The sequence below is a fragment of the Phycisphaeraceae bacterium genome, assembly GCA_015709595.1.
Taxonomy (GTDB): Bacteria; Planctomycetota; Phycisphaerae; order Phycisphaerales; family SM1A02; genus CAADGA01.
This window is the reverse complement of sequence record CP054178.1, coordinates 1,677,198-1,695,624: the sequence shown is the minus strand read 5'-3', so window position 1 is coordinate 1,695,624 and position 18,427 is coordinate 1,677,198. Positions and strand designations below refer to the sequence as shown.

Annotated in this window: 15 protein-coding genes; 3 read left to right on the top strand and 12 right to left on the bottom strand. The window is 65.6% G+C overall.

Going from position 1 to position 18,427, the window contains the following annotated elements; all coding sequences use genetic code 11:
* Nucleotides 1-204: 204 nt before the first annotated feature.
* The 3 genes from HRU76_07100 to lpxA all read right to left on the bottom strand — a co-directional run bounded on the left by HRU76_07100 (nt 205) and on the right by lpxA (nt 3,763).
* Nucleotides 205-1,815, bottom strand: coding sequence for an SGNH/GDSL hydrolase family protein (locus HRU76_07100; protein QOJ17356.1), 1,611 nt, complete (start codon nt 1,813-1,815; stop codon nt 205-207).
* A 140-nt stretch (nt 1,816-1,955) separates the two neighbouring features.
* The gene (locus tag HRU76_07095) at nt 1,956-2,801 is read right to left on the bottom strand and encodes an MBL fold metallo-hydrolase (protein ID QOJ17355.1); all 846 of its coding nucleotides are present in this window, start codon (nt 2,799-2,801) and stop codon (nt 1,956-1,958) included.
* 134 nt (nt 2,802-2,935) lie between these two features.
* Nucleotides 2,936-3,763, bottom strand: coding sequence for an acyl-ACP--UDP-N-acetylglucosamine O-acyltransferase (lpxA, locus tag HRU76_07090; protein ID QOJ17354.1), 828 nt, complete (start codon nt 3,761-3,763; stop codon nt 2,936-2,938).
* Nucleotides 3,764-3,901: 138 nt separating this feature from the next.
* On the opposite strand from lpxA, the gene lipB reads away from it, so the two are divergent.
* A complete protein-coding gene (gene lipB / locus HRU76_07085; GenBank protein ID QOJ17353.1) occupies nt 3,902-4,813 on the top strand; it encodes a lipoyl(octanoyl) transferase LipB in 912 nt (303 codons plus the stop codon).
* Between the two features lie 34 nt (nt 4,814-4,847).
* On the opposite strand, the gene HRU76_07080 is transcribed toward lipB, so the two are convergent.
* Nucleotides 4,848-6,152: a hypothetical protein gene (locus HRU76_07080; protein QOJ17352.1), complete on the bottom strand. Its 1,305-nt coding sequence runs from the start codon at nt 6,150-6,152 to the stop codon at nt 4,848-4,850.
* 685 nt (nt 6,153-6,837) lie between these two features.
* Complete coding sequence (locus tag HRU76_07075; protein ID QOJ17351.1) at nt 6,838-7,767, bottom strand: tetratricopeptide repeat protein; 930 nt, start codon at nt 7,765-7,767, stop codon at nt 6,838-6,840.
* Nucleotides 7,768-8,097: 330 nt separating this feature from the next.
* Here HRU76_07075 and HRU76_07070 point away from each other — a divergent pair, with 330 nt between their 5' ends.
* Nucleotides 8,098-9,141 (top strand): hypothetical protein, encoded by a 1,044-nt coding sequence (locus HRU76_07070; GenBank protein ID QOJ17350.1) that lies wholly within the window; start codon nt 8,098-8,100, stop codon nt 9,139-9,141.
* 303 nt (nt 9,142-9,444) lie between these two features.
* Here the strand turns inward: HRU76_07070 and HRU76_07065 are convergent, their stop codons facing one another.
* The 5 genes from HRU76_07065 to HRU76_07045 all read right to left on the bottom strand — a co-directional run bounded on the left by HRU76_07065 (nt 9,445) and on the right by HRU76_07045 (nt 15,573).
* Nucleotides 9,445-10,740 carry a hypothetical protein gene (locus HRU76_07065; GenBank protein QOJ17349.1) on the bottom strand — a complete coding sequence of 432 codons (1,296 nt, stop codon included), beginning with the start codon at nt 10,738-10,740 and terminating at the stop codon, nt 9,445-9,447.
* A 189-nt stretch (nt 10,741-10,929) separates the two neighbouring features.
* Nucleotides 10,930-11,649, bottom strand: coding sequence for a DUF1573 domain-containing protein (locus tag HRU76_07060; protein QOJ17348.1), 720 nt, complete (start codon nt 11,647-11,649; stop codon nt 10,930-10,932).
* Nucleotides 11,646-12,713 carry a hypothetical protein gene (locus tag HRU76_07055; GenBank protein QOJ17347.1) on the bottom strand — a complete coding sequence of 356 codons (1,068 nt, stop codon included), beginning with the start codon at nt 12,711-12,713 and terminating at the stop codon, nt 11,646-11,648. The genes HRU76_07060 and HRU76_07055 overlap by 4 nt, the downstream gene beginning before the upstream one ends.
* A gap of 688 nt (nt 12,714-13,401) precedes the next feature.
* Nucleotides 13,402-13,665, bottom strand: coding sequence for a helix-turn-helix transcriptional regulator (locus HRU76_07050; protein ID QOJ17346.1), 264 nt, complete (start codon nt 13,663-13,665; stop codon nt 13,402-13,404).
* Nucleotides 13,666-13,953: 288 nt separating this feature from the next.
* Complete coding sequence (locus HRU76_07045; protein QOJ17345.1) at nt 13,954-15,573, bottom strand: hypothetical protein; 1,620 nt, start codon at nt 15,571-15,573, stop codon at nt 13,954-13,956.
* Nucleotides 15,574-15,717: 144 nt separating this feature from the next.
* On the opposite strand from HRU76_07045, the gene cyoE reads away from it, so the two are divergent.
* On the top strand, nt 15,718-16,818 hold the full coding sequence (gene cyoE, locus HRU76_07040) for a protoheme IX farnesyltransferase (protein QOJ17344.1): 1,101 nt from the start codon (nt 15,718-15,720) through the stop codon (nt 16,816-16,818).
* 109 nt (nt 16,819-16,927) lie between these two features.
* On the opposite strand, the gene HRU76_07035 is transcribed toward cyoE, so the two are convergent.
* Nucleotides 16,928-17,752 (bottom strand): phosphoribosylformylglycinamidine synthase subunit PurQ, encoded by an 825-nt coding sequence (locus HRU76_07035; protein ID QOJ17343.1) that lies wholly within the window; start codon nt 17,750-17,752, stop codon nt 16,928-16,930.
* Between the two features lie 187 nt (nt 17,753-17,939).
* Nucleotides 17,940-18,407, bottom strand: coding sequence for a heme-binding domain-containing protein (locus HRU76_07030; protein ID QOJ17342.1), 468 nt, complete (start codon nt 18,405-18,407; stop codon nt 17,940-17,942).
* Nucleotides 18,408-18,427 lie beyond the last annotated feature (20 nt).

Here is an 18,427-nt window from a genome sequence, read left to right as displayed (position 1 = left end):
TCTCTTGAGGTGACTCGAAATGTACGGGCGGATCGCGCCAAGTCCAAGAAAAATTGAGAAAACCTGGGCCGCGGTCCCGGCTGAACAGCCGGTATTCCGCAGTTTCTCCAGTTTCCCGTCAATTGGGCGTACGCGCGCACCAGACCACCCGAATCCGAGCCGGTGAGCCCGGAATGGTCGGCGATTCGGCGCGCGACTGGTCGCCTAGCGCACCCGGACGCGCAGTTCGTCAATCAGGGTGTCGAATCGGAATGCGCTCTGCGGGTTGGCCACCACCTGCCGCACCGCGACGGCGATCTCACCGTTGGGGCTCACGTAATCCGCGGGGTTGCGGGCGCGAATCGTGAACGTCTCGTCCGACGAGTTGAGGCGTCCGTGAGAGACCGACTCGAAGCGCGAGGTGCGCCAGTTCCAGAGCAGAACCCGGAACAGTCCCGCGTGGTGGTCCAGACGCGCCCTGTAGCGAATGTCGATGCGCTGCGGCTGATACACGTCGGTGCGGAACCTGGCCCGCACGATCGATCGATGCAGGCCGGCGAAGGAACGCGGCGTGTCCGACCTGACCTGCAACGGAATGTCATCCGTCACGCGCAGACCGTAGATGTCCTCCTGCACGACGACGCCCTGCCCGATCGTCAGCGATATGGGCTGGGCCCACCCATGGATGGCTTCATATACCCGCGAGGCGTACCAGTTTCCGCCGATCCCGGACAGGTGGACCGAGTCGATGAGGAAGCCCAGCGACTGAACGTGGGCGGGATCTCGATGCAGGTGGAAGATATTGAGAAAGCCGTGTCCGCGCGAGATGGCCAGCGTTTCCATGACGTCCACGTCGGAGGCGCGTCCGGAGGCGAAATGATGGTGCGTCATCAGCAGGATTTCGGCATCGGGAACCGCCGCCTCGATTCGCTGCACCAGCGCCTGCAGGAACGCACCATAGCCCGGCAGGTTGTCGCGATCGAGCATCACGATGACCAGCGCCGGGTCGAGCGCGGCGAGGGTGTCCTGAAAGATGGTCGGGTCGCAGCGCAGGAAGTCCTCAGGCCCCACGCCGCCCCGCGCCAGGCGCGAGTACAGCGGACCGGGATTCCCCGTGAACATGTACAGACCGTTCAACTGCGTCCACTGCGGGTTCTGCGTGCTGGCGCCGAACAGCGAGAATCGCGCCACGTTCAGCACGTTCGGATCTTCCTGCCCGGTCATGAAGGTGTACGTGCCCAGCTGCGGCGGACCGGCCGGCAACGAAGCATCCACGTCCGCCTCCCACGCGCCGTTGACCTCGATGCGAATGACGCCCGCGCCCGGCTCGCGGATGTAGTGCAGCGTCGCCGCCGGTCCGTAGAACCGTACTTCGACCCAGCCGTGCGCTCCGATCCGGGTGTAGATGCCGTCCACGGACCGCTCGCCGTACTCCGAGCGGCTTCCCGAGGCGGAGGTGGTCACCGCCCAGTTGCCGGATCGCTCAAGGGCCACGCCGGGCCTCTGGTTGACGGTGCCGTCATCCTCGTGCCCGAAGGAGCCGTTGAAGGCGACGTACCCGTCGCCGGCCACCCCGTAGCGGGCCTCAAGCATCGGGCGCAGGTGCCATGTCCAGGTGTCCTTGCGGAACGATACCGAGTCGCCGATGACGACATAGGGGGCGACGCGCTGATTCTCCAGCAGCGTCTTCCAGTCGCGCAGCGTCCCTTGCAGGTTCCGGTCCAGGGGTCGCTGGGCGCCGGCTGCTCCCGACCAGATGAACGCCGCGACGCCCAAGGCCAGCCAGATCGCCAGTCCCGCCGGCCCGAAAAGCACCCTGTGATTCCGTGTGCGCATGATCCGCGGTCCTCTCGCAGAACCTGCCGACGAGGAGGCGGGACCGCCCGCCCATCAGGGGCGGAACGTGACATCCGCGCCACCCGCGCGGCGGCCGGGAGTCATCGGACGTTCACGAGGGCCGCTGAAGCCGGCGGGCCTCAGAATGACTGAAACAGGGTGGATTGAAGCACGCCGCCCACCCGCACCGAGGGACGGTCGCACGCCCCCAGCAACGGGGTCGGCGTGAACTGGCTGCTGATGACCAGCCGCGGCGCCAGCGCCGGGGCCTTGGCCGCGTAGAGTCGCTCGATGATCGCCGGGTCATTGCACTGGCGGCTCAGGTGCAGCAGCACCACGTGACGCAGGCGCGAGCGGGAGGCGATGCCCAGCACCGCCTCCAGCGACTGCTCGTTGGAGAGGTGCCCCTGCCCGCCCATGATGCGCCGCTTGAGCACCGGCGGGCGATTGCTCTCGATCTGCATCCGACGGTCGTAGTTCGACTCGATCGCCAGCACGTCCAGATCGACGAAGTGCTCGTAGAGCCCGGGATGCACACGACCCAGGTCAGTCGCCAGACCCAGCCGCTCGCCCTGGTGCTCGATCACGTAACCAACCGTGCCCAGATCATCGTGGGCCAGAAGCGTGGGTTGGACCAGAGCGCCGCCGTCGAGTTCAAACCCGCCTTCGAAGATCATCAGCAGGTCGCGCAGTTCAGCGTGAAACGGAGCGTGCCTCGCATGGCGGCGATGCAGGCACATGCGGATTCCGTTTCGCGCGCAGACGCGGGGCCACGACTCGCGCAGGTGGTCGCCATCCAGGTGTGTGATGAGAATCGCGTCGAGGTCGGGAATCGCAACACCGAACCGCTCCAGGCGACGGGCCGTCTCCCGGGGCGACAGACCGGCGTCAATCAGCACGCGGCGCGCGGCGTCTCCCTCGCCGATCACCAGCAGCGTGCAGTTGCCGCCCGATCCGCTGCCCAGCACTGAGAATCGAAGGGCCATCCGTGACTCCTGCGCCGAAGCGAGCCGCGACCGTCAGGGAGCGGGGCTGATCACCCGCGCCAAGGCCGCTCCCTCACGGTCGCGGCTCACTCGTTGAACTTCGCCTCCTCAGATCATCAATACACCATCCATCATCACACCTCATCCTCCCGCGCCATCACGCTCCGCCGCCGCCCGCGCGCGGTGCAGATGCCGCGCTTCGATGCCTCGATGAACGCGATGTACTCCGCGACCATCGGTCGTTCGGCCCGTTCACGCAGCACATTCAGGGCGCTCCTGACGGTCATGCCCTGCCGGTACAGCATGCGGAAGACCCACCGCGCATCGTCGATCTGGTCGTGCGAAAACCCGCCCCGCCGCAGCCCCACGATGTTCAGCCCGCCGATGCGGTTGATCTCGGTGAGCATGAAGAAGGGCGGCACATCCAGCGTGGTCCCCACGCCGCCCGACAGCATCGCCCCGCGCCCGATGCGAACGAACTGGTGGACTCCCGTCACCCCGCCGATCGTGACCTTGTCGCCCACCTCCACGTGCCCGCCCAGCAGCGCGTTGTTGACGAAGGTGCAGTCGTCGCCCACTCGGCAGTCGTGCCCGGCGTGACTGCCGGCCATGAAGTAGTTGCGGCTGCCGATGATGGTGGGCCGATCCTCCACGAACGCGCGGTGGATCGTCACGCCCTCGCGAAACGTGTTGCCGTCGCCGATCGACAGCCCCATGCCCGGTTTCCGCGGGTCGTACTTCACATGCTGCGGCGCGAAGCCCAGGCAGGCGAATGGATAGACCACGTTGCCCGCACCCATCGTGAGCGGACCGTGCAGGTAGACGTTGCCGATGAGCGTGGTTCCCGCGCCGACCTTGACCGGCCCGGCGGCGCCCGTGAGCACGCAGTTGGGACCGATGACGACATCATCGGCGAGGTCGATGTCGCCTTCGAGGATCGCCGTGGGGTGGATGGTCGGCATGGGGTTGAGTGTATGGGTGCTGGGTGCCGAGGGGGGTCCGAGTTCCGGGTTCCGAGCCGGTGGCCGATGGCGTCGAGGCCCACCATCCGGCAGCCGGGCTTGCTCCGCCAATCGCGCGGCCGATCCCTATCCTTCCGCATGGCGATGGAAGGCATCGAATCCGACGCGGCGGCCGCCCCTGCGGCTTCACGCGAGCCGTGGTCGCTCATCGTCCGCGACCTCGGGCGGATGCCCTACATGGAGGCCCTGGCGATCCAGCGCGACCTGCACGAGGCGGTGGTGGGCAGTCGTCAGTGGGGAGCTGTCAGCCCTCAGCCGTCAGCCGTCAGCGGTCAGAAGTCAGACATCAGCGGTCAGAGGTCGGAACCGAATACCGAGAACCGAGAACGGACAACCAACAACCGACAACCCCCCCCGGCACTCAGCACCCAGCACGCAGCACTCAGCACTCCCCAGCCCCCCCGCGCCATGCACCTGCTCCTCGTCGAGCACGACCCGCCGGTCATCACCGTCTCCGCCCGCAAGACCGCGCGGCAGCACCTGGTCGCCACGCCCGACATGCTGGCCCGCGCGGGCGTGGAGGTGTGCGAGACCGACCGGGGAGGCGACATCACCTATCACGGCCCGGGGCAACTCGTGGTCTACCCCATCCTCGACCTCAACACGCTCGGCCTGCGCCTGCACGGCTACATGCGCCTCTTGGAGCAGGTGGTCATCGACACGCTGGCCCGCTTCGGCATCGAGGGGCATCGAGACGATACCGCCACGGGCGTGTGGGTGGCCACGGCTGAGCATCGCGCCGCCCGCAACGCCAAAATTTGCGCCATGGGCGTGCGCGTGTCACGCTGGGTCACCATGCACGGACTGGCCCTCAACGTGACGACCAACCTCGACCACTTCAACCTCATCATCCCCTGCGGCCTCGTGGGGCGCGGCGTGACCAGCATGGCCCGTGAACTGGGCGAGCAATGCCCGAGCATGGATGAAGTGAAAGAGGCGCTGGCGTCGTGTTTCTCGGCGCGAGTGGCGGAGACGGGGCGCACGGGCTGATGACTCCGCCGGGGTGTGCTCCCCTGCGCCGCGGTTACTTCTCGTGCTTCTTGCGCCACTCCTCTTCCTGCTGCTTGAGTTCCTGCTGGCGCTTCTCCACGTACCGTTCGAACTCGCCCGGCTCGCGGAACGACTCCAGCAGTCGGCGCTTGATTGCGTCCTTCCGCCGGTCCTCGTAGGTCAAGTCCCACGGGCGGGGGCGCGGGTTCTTCTTGAAGTCCCACTCGGGGAAGCCAGCCATCTGCTCAGGCGTCAGCACCATGGCCAGAAGCGACAACTGCTGCTGGTTGAGCACCTCGCGCTGCTCGCCGATGTTGAGCACGGTCACCTCGTGCTGACTGCTCGTGCCGTACTCAGGCGGGTCGCCCGCCAGACCCGCTCGCCGACGAAAGAACACCGCCTCGGCCATGCGCTCGGTGAGCAGGTCGTGATGCCAACTGAATCGTTGGTGCAGTGATTCGACGGCTGTGCGCTGGTCATCCGTCAGATCATCGAGTTCATAGGCGTGGGCGTACAGAACCTCGGCGTCGGCCGGGTCCGGGTAGACCATCGGATACGACGTCTCAAGCCACATCTGCATGAACAGGGGGCGAATGTCTTCGGGCAGGAGTTCGAGAATCTGAGGAATCGACCGGCCGTTCAGATCCACGAGCATGAGTTCCGGTCCGATCTTATCCTTTCCAATTTCACGATTGAGTCGCAGAATCTCCACGCCCAGTTGAGACTGCTCCTGCTCCGACAGGCCGCCGTACTCGAGGCGGTATCTGAGCGCCCGAACCTCGAAGTATCGCACGCCGCATGCACGGTCGTTCTCCATCCGGCGCTCGACGGCGGCAACCCAGAGCGGCTCGAACTCCATGATGAACCCGCGCTCGATGCGGTCGTAGTCGTCCTGAGAGAGCGGCAGGGAGTCGATCAGCTCCATGAGATCGACGTTGCCTCCAGGCAGACCGCCGCGATAGCGGTTGTAGAACAGTCGTGTGCGTCCGAGTTCAACGCGCTGCATGCGAGGCAGCGCCTCCTTGGACAGAAGTGACCGAACGTCATCGAAGAACTGCGCATCCAGCTCCGTCTTGCGGCGCGTCAGGTCGAGCCGTTGCGCTTCGAGGATGGCGTACTCGCGATGCAGAAACGTCGCAGGATCCTCTCGTGGGGCGCCGGGAACCCGACCATCGGCGCGGCGCGAAAGGTGCTGGAGTGCTTGCCAATAGTTGCGAGCGTCCTCGAAGACGTCCGCTCGGCTTTGCGCCTCGTACTCCTGATGGAACTGCTTCATCAGGTGTATTTGATCGTCAGTGAGACGCAGCCAGCGAGTGTATCGCTTCAGTTCGTCCTCCATGATTGGCGCATTCACCTGCGAAGCAGCGGGCGTTGCAGGAATGAGCAGAGTGACAAGGACGACGGCCATCAAAGCGAATATGCCAACCCGGCTCTGTGGATTCACGTGCCACCCCCTCCGCTCGGCTGACAGATCATGTGGTTGCCGGCCGCTCCCGAAGCACCGCTCTGCCCGGCGGACGCTCCATTCGATCCACTCCCCCCAGCGCCGCCTGAGCGCGCGTTTCCGGGCGGAGCGCCGTCACCCGCGTCGCCGCCCTTGCCACCATCGGGCTTGTCATCGTTGTCGTCGTGACCCCCTGGATAACCCTCGTATCCATCAGGAAACAGCTCCGAGAAACCATTCATTCCATACGGAAACGCATCGGCGTATGTGCTTCCGCTGGTTGCGATTCCAACCGCCAAGCAGACGCCCCAGATCGCGTACTTCCCTGACATCATTGTCTCCCTGTTGCTGGCTCTCCCGGCGTGCTGCCCGCTGTACAACGCGACGTCCGCATACCGGACAGGGCGCATTACTATCAGAGAGAGAGAGAGAGAGAGAGAGCAAGACCCAAACGCAAAAAAAAAACACAAAATCCACGCGGCGGTGCAACGCGTGATCGTGAAACGGCGCGGGAGGAAACAACCGGGTCCGAAGCCGCCGCGCCGATTCACGCGAATGCAGCAGGCAGCAGGAGGAACGCTCAATCCAGCGTGCGCAACTGCAGCCCGTGATGGGCCAGCTTCTCCTTCACTTCCATCAGTGAAGTGGCGCCGAAGTTCTTCACGCCCATCAGTTCCGCCTCGGTGCGGGTGGCCAGGTCGCCGAGCGTCTGGATGTTGAGCAGCTGCAGCGCCTTGCGGGCGCGGACGGAGAGGTCCAGCACCGAGATCGGCTTGTTGAGCACCGCTTCGGGGGCCTTGCCCTTGAGTTCCTCGTAGACCTCCCGGCGGATGCGGCCCGTGCCCTCCAGCCCCTGTCCCAACTTCAGCCCCTTGGCGGCGAGCATGGCCTTGATCTCGACCAGCGAGGTCTCGCCGAAGTTCTTGTAGGAGAGCAGTTCCGCCTCGGTGACCTTCAGGAGGTCGCCCAGCGTGCGGATCTGCATCTTCTTGAGGCAGTTGCGGGCGCGGACGGAGAGCTCGAAGTCAGTCACGGGTGTGTCGAGCAGGGCGTTGCGCTTGGCCACGTCGCGCACGTGCTCCTCGTCGTAGACCATGTTGCGCGAGGCCAGCACGTCCTTCATGTACAGCGTGGCCCGCGGATGCGTGGGCTGCGTGTCCAGAATCTGCCGCAGGCACTTCTCGGCCCGGTTGATGTCCCCCCGGTCCTCGTACATCACCGCCAGGTTGAGCAGCGCGTTGAGCGGAGGCGAGGGGTTGTTGGCGATTTCCTCGTACAGGGCCAGCGCCTCGTGCTCCTCGCCGACCAGGTCGAGGTGGAACGCCAGCCGGAACTTGTATTCGTTCTTCGTGGCGTCCAGCTCCACCGCCCGTCGATAGTGCTCGATGGCCTGGTAGCGCTCCCCGGCCCGCTCATGCTGCTGGGCCTTCTCAAACGCTTCCCTGGCGGCCTTGGGGTCGGCGGCCTTCACGGTCGAGCCGATCATCATGTCGAGCACATCTTCTGTCACGGACTGGCTCCCTGTGGGGACACAAACACCCCTCCCCGCTGCCGGGGCTGGGCGGACGTGATCCTATTGGCGGAACACGCCGGGGACAAGGAGGAACGCCGCGGGGGGCTGAGGAGGGCTGAGAACCTGAAACCAAGGATCGGGCGGCTTCCGAGTCCGAAATCCCAGCCGGCGGCCATCGGGGGATGGCCTTTCCATCGCCCCTCGTACATACTTCACCGCCATCTCGTGCGGCAATGGCCGGGCGAGTGAGGCGTTGAGCAGTTCCGGCAGGCGGGTGGATCGCCCGATGCCGCAGGTTCGGACCAACCACAATCAGGAGTTGACGCCATGCGTTCGATGAAACTGGTGGCCACGGCTGCGTTGATCGGCGTGATCGCCTCGCCCGTGCTGGCCCAGGATCGCCCCGTTCGTCCGCCGCAGGGTGGCGAGCGCCCCGCCGGTCAGCCCGCCGGCGCCCGTCAGCAGCCGCTGACGCCCGAGGAGGCCAAGGCCGCGTGGGAGTCGCAGGCCAAGGCGCTCGCGGCCGGCCAGAACCTTGATGACGCGACCACGAAGAAACTGGTCGAGGTGTACCAGAAGTCGCGTCAGAGCCATGCCGACGCCAACGCCAAGATGCGCGAGACCATTCGCGAGCAGATCCGAGAGCGCGGCGGCGAAGGCGGGGGACGAGGCGGCCAGGGCGGTGGTGGAGGCGGAGCCGGGGGCGGCGGGGGTGGACGAGGCGGTGAAGGGCGTGGCGGTGGAGGCGGCGCCGGTGCGCCTCCCGGCGGAGGCGCCCCTGGCGGCCCCATGGGCGAGTTCCAGCAGGCCCTCGACAACCTCAACAAGGCCGAGCGTGAGAAACTCGCCGCCGACCTCAAGGGCGTCGTTGAGGGCAAGGTGTACGAGCGTGCTCTGGCGGCGTTCGGCTCCTTCGATCCCCAGTGGGACAACATGGCCAACGCGGTCAACAAGATGAAGCTCGCCCCCGAGACGCATCTGGGCGTGCTCTGGGCCGTCGAGGAATACGTGGTCTCCGCCGCCAAGGCCCGCGAGAACGCCAGCGACCGGCAGGCCACCATCCAGGCCGTCATGCAGGCACGCCAGAAGATGATGGATGAAGTCAAGGAACTGCTCAACGAGGAGCAGTTCGGACAGTTCCAGCGCGCCTCCGGCGGACCGGGCGTGGGCGGCGGCGCGGGCGGGGCGCAGATCATCCAGCAGTTCGACAAGAACGGCGACGGCAAGCTCCAGAAGGACGAAGTCCCCACGCAGATGCAGCAGATGTTCGATCGCCTCGACGCCAACGGCGACGGCGCGCTCGACGCCAACGAACTGCGCGGCGGCTTCGGTCGCGGCGGCGGCGGAGGGGGCGGCAGAGCCAACCGCTGATACTCGATCAGGATGCGCTTCTTGTCAGCGATCAACAGCAGCCCCGGTTCCCGCCGGGGCTTTTCATGCGCGAAGCAGCGGCTACTGCGAGCAGATCGCTGATCCCGCCGCCTCGGAAATCGCTGAAGGTCGCCGCGCCGCAACCCCGCACGCCTGATCGTCAGCGGCCTGGAGAAGTCGTGTTCGGCGACGTTGCAGCCATGAGATCGCCCGTTGAATCTGATCCCGGCCTTCAAACTCGCCATCTGCGGAATCGAGGCGTGCGCAATCAGAACTCGGCGCCACGCGCCGCAGCGGCGCGGTTCACTCCACCTCGCCCCGCTGAGCCGCCTGCGCCCGCAGCCAGTCGATCATCCGGTCCGACGGCGGCTGGTTGAGGCGCATCGACTCGTTCGATTCGATGAACTGATCCATCGCCGCGCGGGCCTCGGGCGTGGCGGCCCCGCGCAGCTGTGCGATCGTGCCGGCGTGCTGCTCGCTCCAGCGCGTGATCAGCCCATCGAACTCCCGCAGCAACGACGCATCCGGCGGCAGGTAGGGCGACGCGGTTTCATGCACCTTCAGCACCGCGGCGCGCAACTGGGCGCGCAGAGCGTCGCGCGTGCGCTCGTGCTGGGCCATGATCTCGCGCACGTGGCTCTTCGCGGCCTCATCCATCGTCGCGTCCCGCAGCAGGCGATCCGCGAGGTGATCGATGAACTCGGCGCGGTGAATCTCCGGGAAATGCGCCGCGTACACCCGCTCCAGCCACCGGCGGGCGTTGTGCGGCTCGCCCAGTTGCTCCAGCCCGCGGGCCAACTGCGCCGCGGCGGACTCATTGAGACGGTACAACCGCTCCCGGTAACTCCACATGCGCTTGTGGAGGCGCGCGACGGCAGCCATGTCGCCCCCCATGGCGGCGGCGCGGAGATCCTGCAGCGCATCCATCGTCGTCAGGGCCTCGGCGTCAAGCAGCGCATCCAGCCGCGCCTGGTAGTCATCCAGGGCGCGCACCGCCTCGGCGTGTCGCTCGTGCCACGGATCGTCCGCCGCCGGCGCCGGGTCGGGCGCGGCGAGCAGCGACGCCAGTTCGCCTTCCGGCGTCGCGGCCTCTTCCACCAGCGTCATCAGGTCGATGTGGACGCCCAGGTTCATGCTCACGTTGGCGCTGCGCGGGTCGAGCCGCGGGTTGAGCATGATGGCCCGCTTGAGCGCCAGCACCGCGCCCGGCCACCGCGCGGCCTGCTCGTCGTTCAGCGCCTCCTTCACCATGCCGAGCAGCGTCTGACGCAGCGCATCCGACTCGCCCCGGCTGCCGCGCACCAGGCGCTGCAGCCGCTGGGTGAAGGCCGCCTGATCGGCTGGGTCCATCGACCGCAGCACCTGTGGCGCCTGGCTCAGGTCCTCCACCCCGATCTCACGCAACGCGCGCTGCATGATGCGCCCATCCAGCTCGGCCAGCCCCTTCTGATACGCGGCGTACGCCTGCCGCGCCGTCTCGACCTGTGCCGTGTTCAGCCGCAGGCGATCGAGCAGAGCGGTCCATTCCGGCTCGCGGATGCGGATCTCGACCATCTCGCGGGACCGCTGCTGGGGGTCCTGTGTGGTCGGAAACGACACCGAAATCAAAACAGCTGGGCCAGAGGTCACGCCGATCGCACAGGACAAGAACATCACGGCCTGAATGCACAATGTCCTGCTGACTGATGTCCACATGGATTTCACTTCCAGCATGATGTGCTACTCAACGCGCATCGCCCAACTCGGGCCACCGAGATATGCTCGATCCGTGAGTCAGACACCCCACTGTCAGGGCGAGTATACGCGGACCTTGGCGTCACCATACCCCGCTACCCGGACAAGCAGTACCGTCATGTCGTCACGGTCGAATGTTCGCGGTCGCAGCACAACAGCTTGTTCCCACCGCGCCGGCGCACCGGCGATCAAGTCCCTGGACTGTACAAGCTTCCATTCTCCGTACTCCACGCTGAACCGATCCGGCAGCTCGAAAAGAGGCAATGGAGGGACGCAGTCATCCTGGTAGTTGAGCGCCGTTACTACCAGCGTATGACCGTCTTCGTTCTGCACATTGACAACTCCGGGCACAACACTCATGTATCGAAGCCGACGTCCACTTGCCACTACCCAGACGTCATGCGATGTTCCATCCGCGAGCATCACACGAATGCCGTCGGAGGTCCGGCCACTGGTCATGACCTTCAGTACCACATCAAGATGTGTCGCCTCGCCAGGCGCGAGCGAGTTATCGCTGACCCCGGCTGTCACACACCCGCAAGTGGCAAGTACAGCACGGATCTCCAGATGACGACCAGACCGATTGACAAGTGTGAATCGATGCTTGACCTCGACGGCGGACTCTCCGGGGAGATCCACAACACCGAAGTCATGGAACGAGTTGCCCTCAAGCAAGGGGAGCCGCATTTGTGGCAGTAAGATTGCCGCTGCAATGCCGACAATCAGCATGCCTGCGGCGGCGATCATGGCGAGCAACTCGATCCGACGCTTCATCGGCTCACCTCCCGGCGGGATCGGCGCAGGCGTAGCGCCCACAACAGAACGATGCCCGTAACGCAACCGGCTCCCACACCCGCGACCCACGCCAACGGACGAATACTGTCCGTTCGTTGAGTACTTCCGCCCGGTGGGAGTGCTGTACGGGAGATGATGACCGCGTCACGCAGGACGTCGCCTAAGTGCACACCCGGATGGACATTCAAGGGCGCGCTGACTTTGTAGACGACGCCATCGACAGCCAAGACGTCGGAACCGATCTGGAATGACAGGTTGAGTCTGGTGTCCGTTACTCGTGCCCCATCCAGATACCTTGGAACACAGTCCGTATGCGCTGTGGCCGATGCTGCATCGAGCAGTATGTCACACGATCTGCGCTCATAGTATATCACGTTGTCAATCCACTTATCATCGTGCGGAGGCAGGCCAAATGCGGCGCCAATGACACGCCCGCGTACGGGGAGCATGATTCCATTGAAGCGGGCCCACTCATCAATGATAAGTCGGTTTGTGAAAGGATGACGCTCTCCGCTGCCGGACAGAGCGAATTCCCGGAGACGGAACTCTGGGTACCAGTCTGCCACGACCTCAAGAATAGTCGTCTCCGAATCCGGCGATGTGCAGCGGTGCGTAAGTAACCCATCTTTCAGTGTCGTATCAATTACGCGACCGCGTCGAATCTGATCAAACAGATCAGTGTGGGCGGGATAACGCCCGACGACCATATCAAACAATCCGCCCTCATGCACAAGTACACCTGAGGATGTCAGGTCACGGATTGTGATCTGCTTCCAGTCCGGCGTGGCCCGGTAACATGCGGTGCCGTCCCATGTTTCAATCCACTCCGAACGGATTGGCGTGGCTCCCTCACCGGGCGGCGTTTCCGTGAGCACTACGACATGACGGAGGCGGTCTGCTGAATAGACCGATGCGACCTCACGCGTCGTCCACACGCCGGGACGACGGGATGAATCCTCCGGCTTCGGTTCGCCATTCCCCCATACGAGTGGACGCACCGATCGCATGACTACCTCGGAGCGATAATCGACATTCAGTATCATCGAGTCCTTCAGCCGAGCCGCGATCTCGTCGGGCGATGGGGGTGCGCTGTGTACCGAAGTTCCTGCGTACAGCGTGACAGAGATCGATGCTACGAGGCGGCACACAACTGTATTCATTGCGCCTTCCAAGTGCAAGATTGCGGTCATGTAACACCAGTGGATGAGTACTGCATTCGCTTACTCGACTGTCCAGCATGCGAACCTAGTGCATGTGTGACCGTAGTCGCTGTGTGGCGACTGTGTGCAGAGCCACCCAGGACCAGGACAGACACCGTATCGCTTCGAGCCACATCCGTTCGTCGTACCCCAGACCGCCCAGTTGCAGTCCGTCGTCCAAGCGAATTCACACTTGCCTTCGCTCTGAGGATCTGTGCAGTACCAGCAGATCTCGTTAGGGTTCGTGCAGACCTGATCAGAAGGACAAGTCGTCGGCCAAGTGCAGTAGGCCCACAAATCCGTGCCACTGCCAATCACCTGGCCGTAAGTGATCACGCTCATCCCGAGGCCGCCAATCACGACGATCAGACACTCGACTACGCGGCGGGTCAGCATTGATGTCTCCCTTGTTCTTGTTTTCGGGTGGAGTGAACCCGCTCGTACGACGGGCAGGTAACCGTACTTCACTGTTGTGTGTTTGTTTCCACCGATAAAATGATCATTCAGTCGTTGACCGTCTTCAATCCCCTCCTCAGGGGGTTTCCGCCAGAATCCTGAAGATCCTTCCCGCCAGTTCCACCCGGCTGTGGACGCCCAGAAGCCGGTAGATCGCCTTGGCGTGGTCATGCACCGTATGCGGCGAAAGGCACAGCCGATCCGCGGCCGCCTCCTCCGTCATCCCCTCCGCCAAGAGCAACGCCACTTCCGCCTGCCGGGCCGACAGGCCGAGGCGGCCAAGTCCCTCCATCGCACGCGGTGCTGCAACCACTGGATGTGGGGTTGTCAGTGATGTCATGACACCAGATATCGTAGGATTGGCTGTTGGCTGTTGGCTGTTGGCTGTTGGCTGTCGACTGATGGCTGTCGGCTGATGGCTTTCCACGGCTTGTCTCCCGTATGGTCTGTTCGCCTCCCGGTCGCGGCTGGTTCGCGCGAACCCATCGCGCCCCTCTCCAGATATGGGCGTTCGCCGACCCCCGAGTGTGACATACTTCTGAAGAAAAAATAGTCCCCCCGCGCTTTGCAGGCCCGGGCCGCGGCCCGTGCTCTTGTCTGCCGCCTTCGGCATCAGTCGTGGGGCGGCTCACGCCAGCAGCCGCCGCGTCCAGATGGCGTGGAGCGTCGCCAGCGCCAGCATCGCCGCGCCGAGGGCCTGGTGCATGGTGGTGATCAGCACCTCCCACCACGGGATCGGCTCGTCTGCGCCGCGCGAGAGCACGGCGACCATGGCGACGATGCCCAGCAGAATCTGCATCCCCACGGCGTGCATCAGCCCCTGGCCATTCTTGTGAACGCGCGGCTGGTGGCGATACATGCCCCACGCCCGCACGCCGAGGAAGAGAATGAGCGTGAGCGCCACCACCGCCACCACGATGTGCAGGTGCAGCACGCCGGTGACCGCGCCTTGCGGGTAGTCCGGGTGGTTGTGCAGGTGTCGGAAGGTCGCGCCCAGCAGCGTCTGCGCGAGCAGTGTGCCGACAAGCACGGCGCTCACGGTGCGGTCGGTCGAGGCGCCGGGGTGGGTCAGCAGGGGCGACCGCTCACGCCACGCCCGCGAGGTGAACGCGGCGATCGAAACCATCATCGCCAGAAAGACCTGCGCCGTCACGCCATGCACGATGGCGAGAATCACCTGCGGCTGCGTCTCTGCGGGGTCGGTGGAAAGCGTGACTTTGCCCGTCACGCGCAGGCCGCCCAGCACGCCCTGGATGCAGACGAGGATGAACGCCGCAACGGCGAAGGCGCGGAGCCAGGGGCGGGGGCGTGCGAAGTGAAGTGATGAAGCGAGAGGGGGGGTAGTTGTGGGGCGAGTTGTGGGGGGGGTTCCGAGTTCCGGGTTCCGAGTTCCGGGTTCCGAGGGTTTAGCATCCTGGTGCTCTGTTGCTTCGACGCCACGGTCCCTGATCTCCGCCCCCCGATCTCCGGCCTCGCGCCTCAGTCCCTCCTGCTCTCCTGTTCTTCTGCTCTCCTGCTCTTCTCCGCCCGACGGCTGACGGCGGACGGCTGAGGGCTCTCCCCCCGCCCCATCACACCGCCAGATCGCAATCAACAATGCAAGTGTGGTCAATCCGACCAGTGCGCCGTATAAGCGGTGGGCGTGTTCGTAATACACGCCGCCCGTCATCTTGGAGAGCGGGTAGAGGAACATGAGCTGTCCCTCGGTATTGGGCCAGTCCACCACGGCCAGCCCCGCCTCGTGGCCCGTCACAAGCCCGCCCGCGATGATGAGCACGCCTGTGGCCAGCACCGCGATCTTGGCGAACCAGCCGAGCCAGTTGATCATCTCGTGCGGTCCCCCTCGGGCTCCGCGTCCGCCCAGCACCCACCCGGCGAGCGTGAGCGCGACGGTCACGCCGAGGAAGCCGACCACGCCGATCAGTTGTTCGGTGCGGGAGTGCCCTTCCGCCAGGATCGCGCCGAGCACCAGCAGGTTGATCGCCCCGGTGAGCATCCCGGTCATCGCCGCCCCGGCCATGCCGCGCGCCGTCCACCGGCCCACCACCCAGCCGCCCGTGGTTTGAATGACCACCAGCAGCGCCAGCACCGCCCAGGCGGGAACGAGCGCGGGTGACATGCGGCAGAGGTACCCCGCCGCCCACATGATGACCACGGTACCGAAGGCGATGGCGGGGATGTCGCAGGAACGCCGCCTCTGGACGGGCCGGACCTCGGTGGAAGGGTGTGGCGTGGTGGGGGGGCGCATGGTCGAATGCTTCCGGTCCGGCGTGGTCCCTCGCCCGTCACGCGGCCGCGACCTACCATATGTGCCTTTTTTCACAAAGGCCAGATTCCCGCCCGTTCCTGCCGCATTTCCGCCCTCATCCGACTTCCGATCCGTCTTCAAACCATGACGCCTTCCGCGGAGCATCCCTCATCCACGGCCCTGTCGCCGGCGTCTCCCGGCCGGCGGGCGATGTACCTGGAACTGACGAAGGCGCGTCTGAGCGGCCTGGTGCTGGTCACCACCGCCGTGGGCTACCTGCTGGGGCTTCCCAGCGGCGTGAACTGGCTGGACGCTTCGCGCGAGGCGTTCATCGCGCTCTTCGCCGGTGACTGGTCCACGCTGGAGGCCCTCGGGCGCGTCTCCTTCGGCTCGATCAACTGGCTGACCTTCGCGCTGGTGCTCATCGGCGCCGGTCTGGCCGCGGGCGGCACCAGCGCGCTGAACCAGTGGCTGGAGGTGGAGCGTGACGCCGCCATGCCGCGCACCGCGGATCGTCCGCTGCCTTCCGGCGCGATGAAGCGTTCCGAGGCGTTCCTTTCCGGAAGCGTGATGGTGCTGGTCGGGGCGGGTCTGCTGTTCTTCGCCGTCAACCCGCTGGCGGGGTTCCTCACGCTCTTCACCGCCACGCTCTACATCCTGGTCTACACGCCCATGAAGCCGCGCAGCACGCTCAACACGCTGGTGGGCGCGGTGTGCGGCGCGGTGCCGCCGATGATCGGCTGGGCAGCCGCATCGGGCACGCTCTCGCTCGGCGCCTGGCTGCTGGGGGCGATCCTGTTCGTCTGGCAGCTGCCGCACTTCCTAGCCCTGGCATGGATGTACCGCGACGACTACGCCCGGGGCGGCTTCCGCATGTTGCCCGCTGTGGACCCGTCGGGCGAACTGACCGGCCGCATCGTGGTGATCACCACCATGCTCCTGCTTCCCCTCGGGCTGATGATGATGATGGCGCTGCGAGCCCAGCCGGCGCAGGGATGGAGCATCTCCGCCGGGCTGACCGGCTGGGGGGGCCTGGTCTTCGCCATCGTCAGCACGGGGCTGACGATGTACTTCCTGCTGCAGGGGTGGCGGCTGTTCCGCGAGCGCTCGCGCGACAATGCCCGCCGCGTGTTCCTTGCGTCGATCCTGTACCTGCCGCTCGTTCTGCTCGTACTGGTGCTCGACCAGCCCCGCCCGCCCGCCGCGGCGCAGGCGGCCTTCGTGCAGATGTCGGCCTCGCGATAGCGTCGGGCTCGATCCACGGCTTGACGGTGCGTGGTGCGTGCATCGGCGCGCCTCGCGATGATTGGGGCAGTTGCGGACCGCCGGACCCGTGACGCGCCGAAGCCGCCGCTCAGCGTCCCATGCTCAGCACTTCGCGTCTTTCCTGCCTCGCCTCAACCCATCGCACCGCGTTGCGGAACATCTGCAGTCCGATCGTCTCGCCGGATCGTTCATCCGCCGACAGCCGAGTCCAGTAGGGATGCTGCGTCCAGCGCGTGAACCGCTCCGGGTGGGGCATGAGCCCGAAGACCAGCCCCGTGGCGTCGCAGATGCCCGCGACGCGGCGCATCGAGCCGTTGAAGTTGTCCCCCTCGGCGTAGCGGATGGCGACCTGACCTTCGCCTTCGAGCTGGTCGAGCAGGGCGTTCTCGGCGACGAAGCGGCCCTCGCCATGCGCGTTGGGAAGCATGAAGCCCGACTCCGGCCCGGTCAGCCCCTTGGTCCAGATGCATCGCGTCTGGTCGGGAATCTCCACCCGCGTCCAGCGGTCGGCGAATCGGCCTGTCTGGTTGACGGACAGCGCGGCGACGGGCGTCGGCGCCTCGCTGGGCCACGCCTCGCCCGGCGCCGGGCCGGGGAGCAGACCCGCCTGCACGGCGATCTGGAATCCATTGCACGGCGCGAAGATCGGCACGCCCCGCTCCACCGCGCCTGCCAGCGAGGCGAACAACCGCTGCCGGATCAGGTGCGCCATGATGCGCCCCGCCGCCACCGCGTCGCCGTACGAGAACCCGCCCGGAAGCCCGATCAGGTCGAAGCGGTCGATAATGGTGGGATTCTCGACGAGCGTGTGCAGGTGAATCGACTCGACCCGCGCCCCGGCCAGCGCGAAGGCGCGGGCCAGCTCCAGGTCGCAGTTGATGCCGGCGGCGGTGATGACAAGTGCAGTGGGCATGGGGAGAGCAGGTTCGTGAGGAGGAACGCCCGGATCGCCGATCGACCACCGCCCTGCCGTATCGGCCAAGGCGGACGCCGCAGCGCTTCGGCGCAATCGTAGATCGACTTCGACGGAAGCAAAGCCGCTCCCCGCGCCGGTGAGGGCCGAGACCGATCCGTTGAGGCCTCGCGCGTGAGCCAGAAGATCAGTCGTCGTCCCCATCGCCCGAGCGGCCGCCTTCCGATCGAGCGGCGGCATTCGCCCATGCCCGGAGCGTCGCCAGATCCGAGTTCGAGAGCGCGGCGTTTCGATGCGTGATCAGGTAGATCGACATGGGCATCTCGCCGCTTTCCACCTCTTCGATCGCCTCGCGGATCAACTTGGCCTGCTGCTCCGGGGAATAGGCGTCCCACGTGGAGAAGTTCAGGTGCTCGCGTCCCTCATGCACGTCGCGCGCCACCAGCCATGAAACTGGCGCGACGTAGCTGTACCACGGCCACGCCGTTTCGTTGGAGTGGCAGTCGTAGCACGACCGTCTGAGGATCGAAGCCACGGCCGGCGCCGCGCCGACATCACGCGATACGGGCGGATTGCTCCGATCGACGGGGACGAACTGAACGGCGATTGTCGCCGTCACGATGATCGCGATCACCCATCGAATGATGCGACGCATCTGCGCACCTCCCTGAATGA

What these genes read in the sequence shown, in the direction of transcription:
- HRU76_07100 (QOJ17356.1), bottom strand. Translation starts at nt 1,815, where the DNA reads ATGCGCACACGGAATCACAGGGTGCTTTTCGGGCCGGCGGGACTGGCG.
- HRU76_07095 (QOJ17355.1), bottom strand. Translation starts at nt 2,801, where the DNA reads ATGGCCCTTCGATTCTCAGTGCTGGGCAGCGGATCGGGCGGCAACTGC.
- lpxA (QOJ17354.1), bottom strand. Translation starts at nt 3,763, where the DNA reads ATGCCGACCATCCACCCCACGGCGATCCTCGAAGGCGACATCGACCTC.
- lipB (QOJ17353.1), top strand. Translation starts at nt 3,902, where the DNA reads ATGGCGATGGAAGGCATCGAATCCGACGCGGCGGCCGCCCCTGCGGCT.
- HRU76_07080 (QOJ17352.1), bottom strand. Translation starts at nt 6,152, where the DNA reads ATGGAGGACGAACTGAAGCGATACACTCGCTGGCTGCGTCTCACTGAC.
- HRU76_07070 (QOJ17350.1), top strand. Translation starts at nt 8,098, where the DNA reads ATGCGTTCGATGAAACTGGTGGCCACGGCTGCGTTGATCGGCGTGATC.
- HRU76_07060 (QOJ17348.1), bottom strand. Translation starts at nt 11,649, where the DNA reads ATGAAGCGTCGGATCGAGTTGCTCGCCATGATCGCCGCCGCAGGCATG.
- HRU76_07055 (QOJ17347.1), bottom strand. Translation starts at nt 12,713, where the DNA reads ATGATACTGAATGTCGATTATCGCTCCGAGGTAGTCATGCGATCGGTG.
- HRU76_07050 (QOJ17346.1), bottom strand. Translation starts at nt 13,665, where the DNA reads ATGACATCACTGACAACCCCACATCCAGTGGTTGCAGCACCGCGTGCG.
- HRU76_07045 (QOJ17345.1), bottom strand. Translation starts at nt 15,573, where the DNA reads ATGCGCCCCCCCACCACGCCACACCCTTCCACCGAGGTCCGGCCCGTC.
- cyoE (QOJ17344.1), top strand. Translation starts at nt 15,718, where the DNA reads ATGACGCCTTCCGCGGAGCATCCCTCATCCACGGCCCTGTCGCCGGCG.
- HRU76_07035 (QOJ17343.1), bottom strand. Translation starts at nt 17,752, where the DNA reads ATGCCCACTGCACTTGTCATCACCGCCGCCGGCATCAACTGCGACCTG.
- HRU76_07030 (QOJ17342.1), bottom strand. Translation starts at nt 18,407, where the DNA reads ATGCGTCGCATCATTCGATGGGTGATCGCGATCATCGTGACGGCGACA.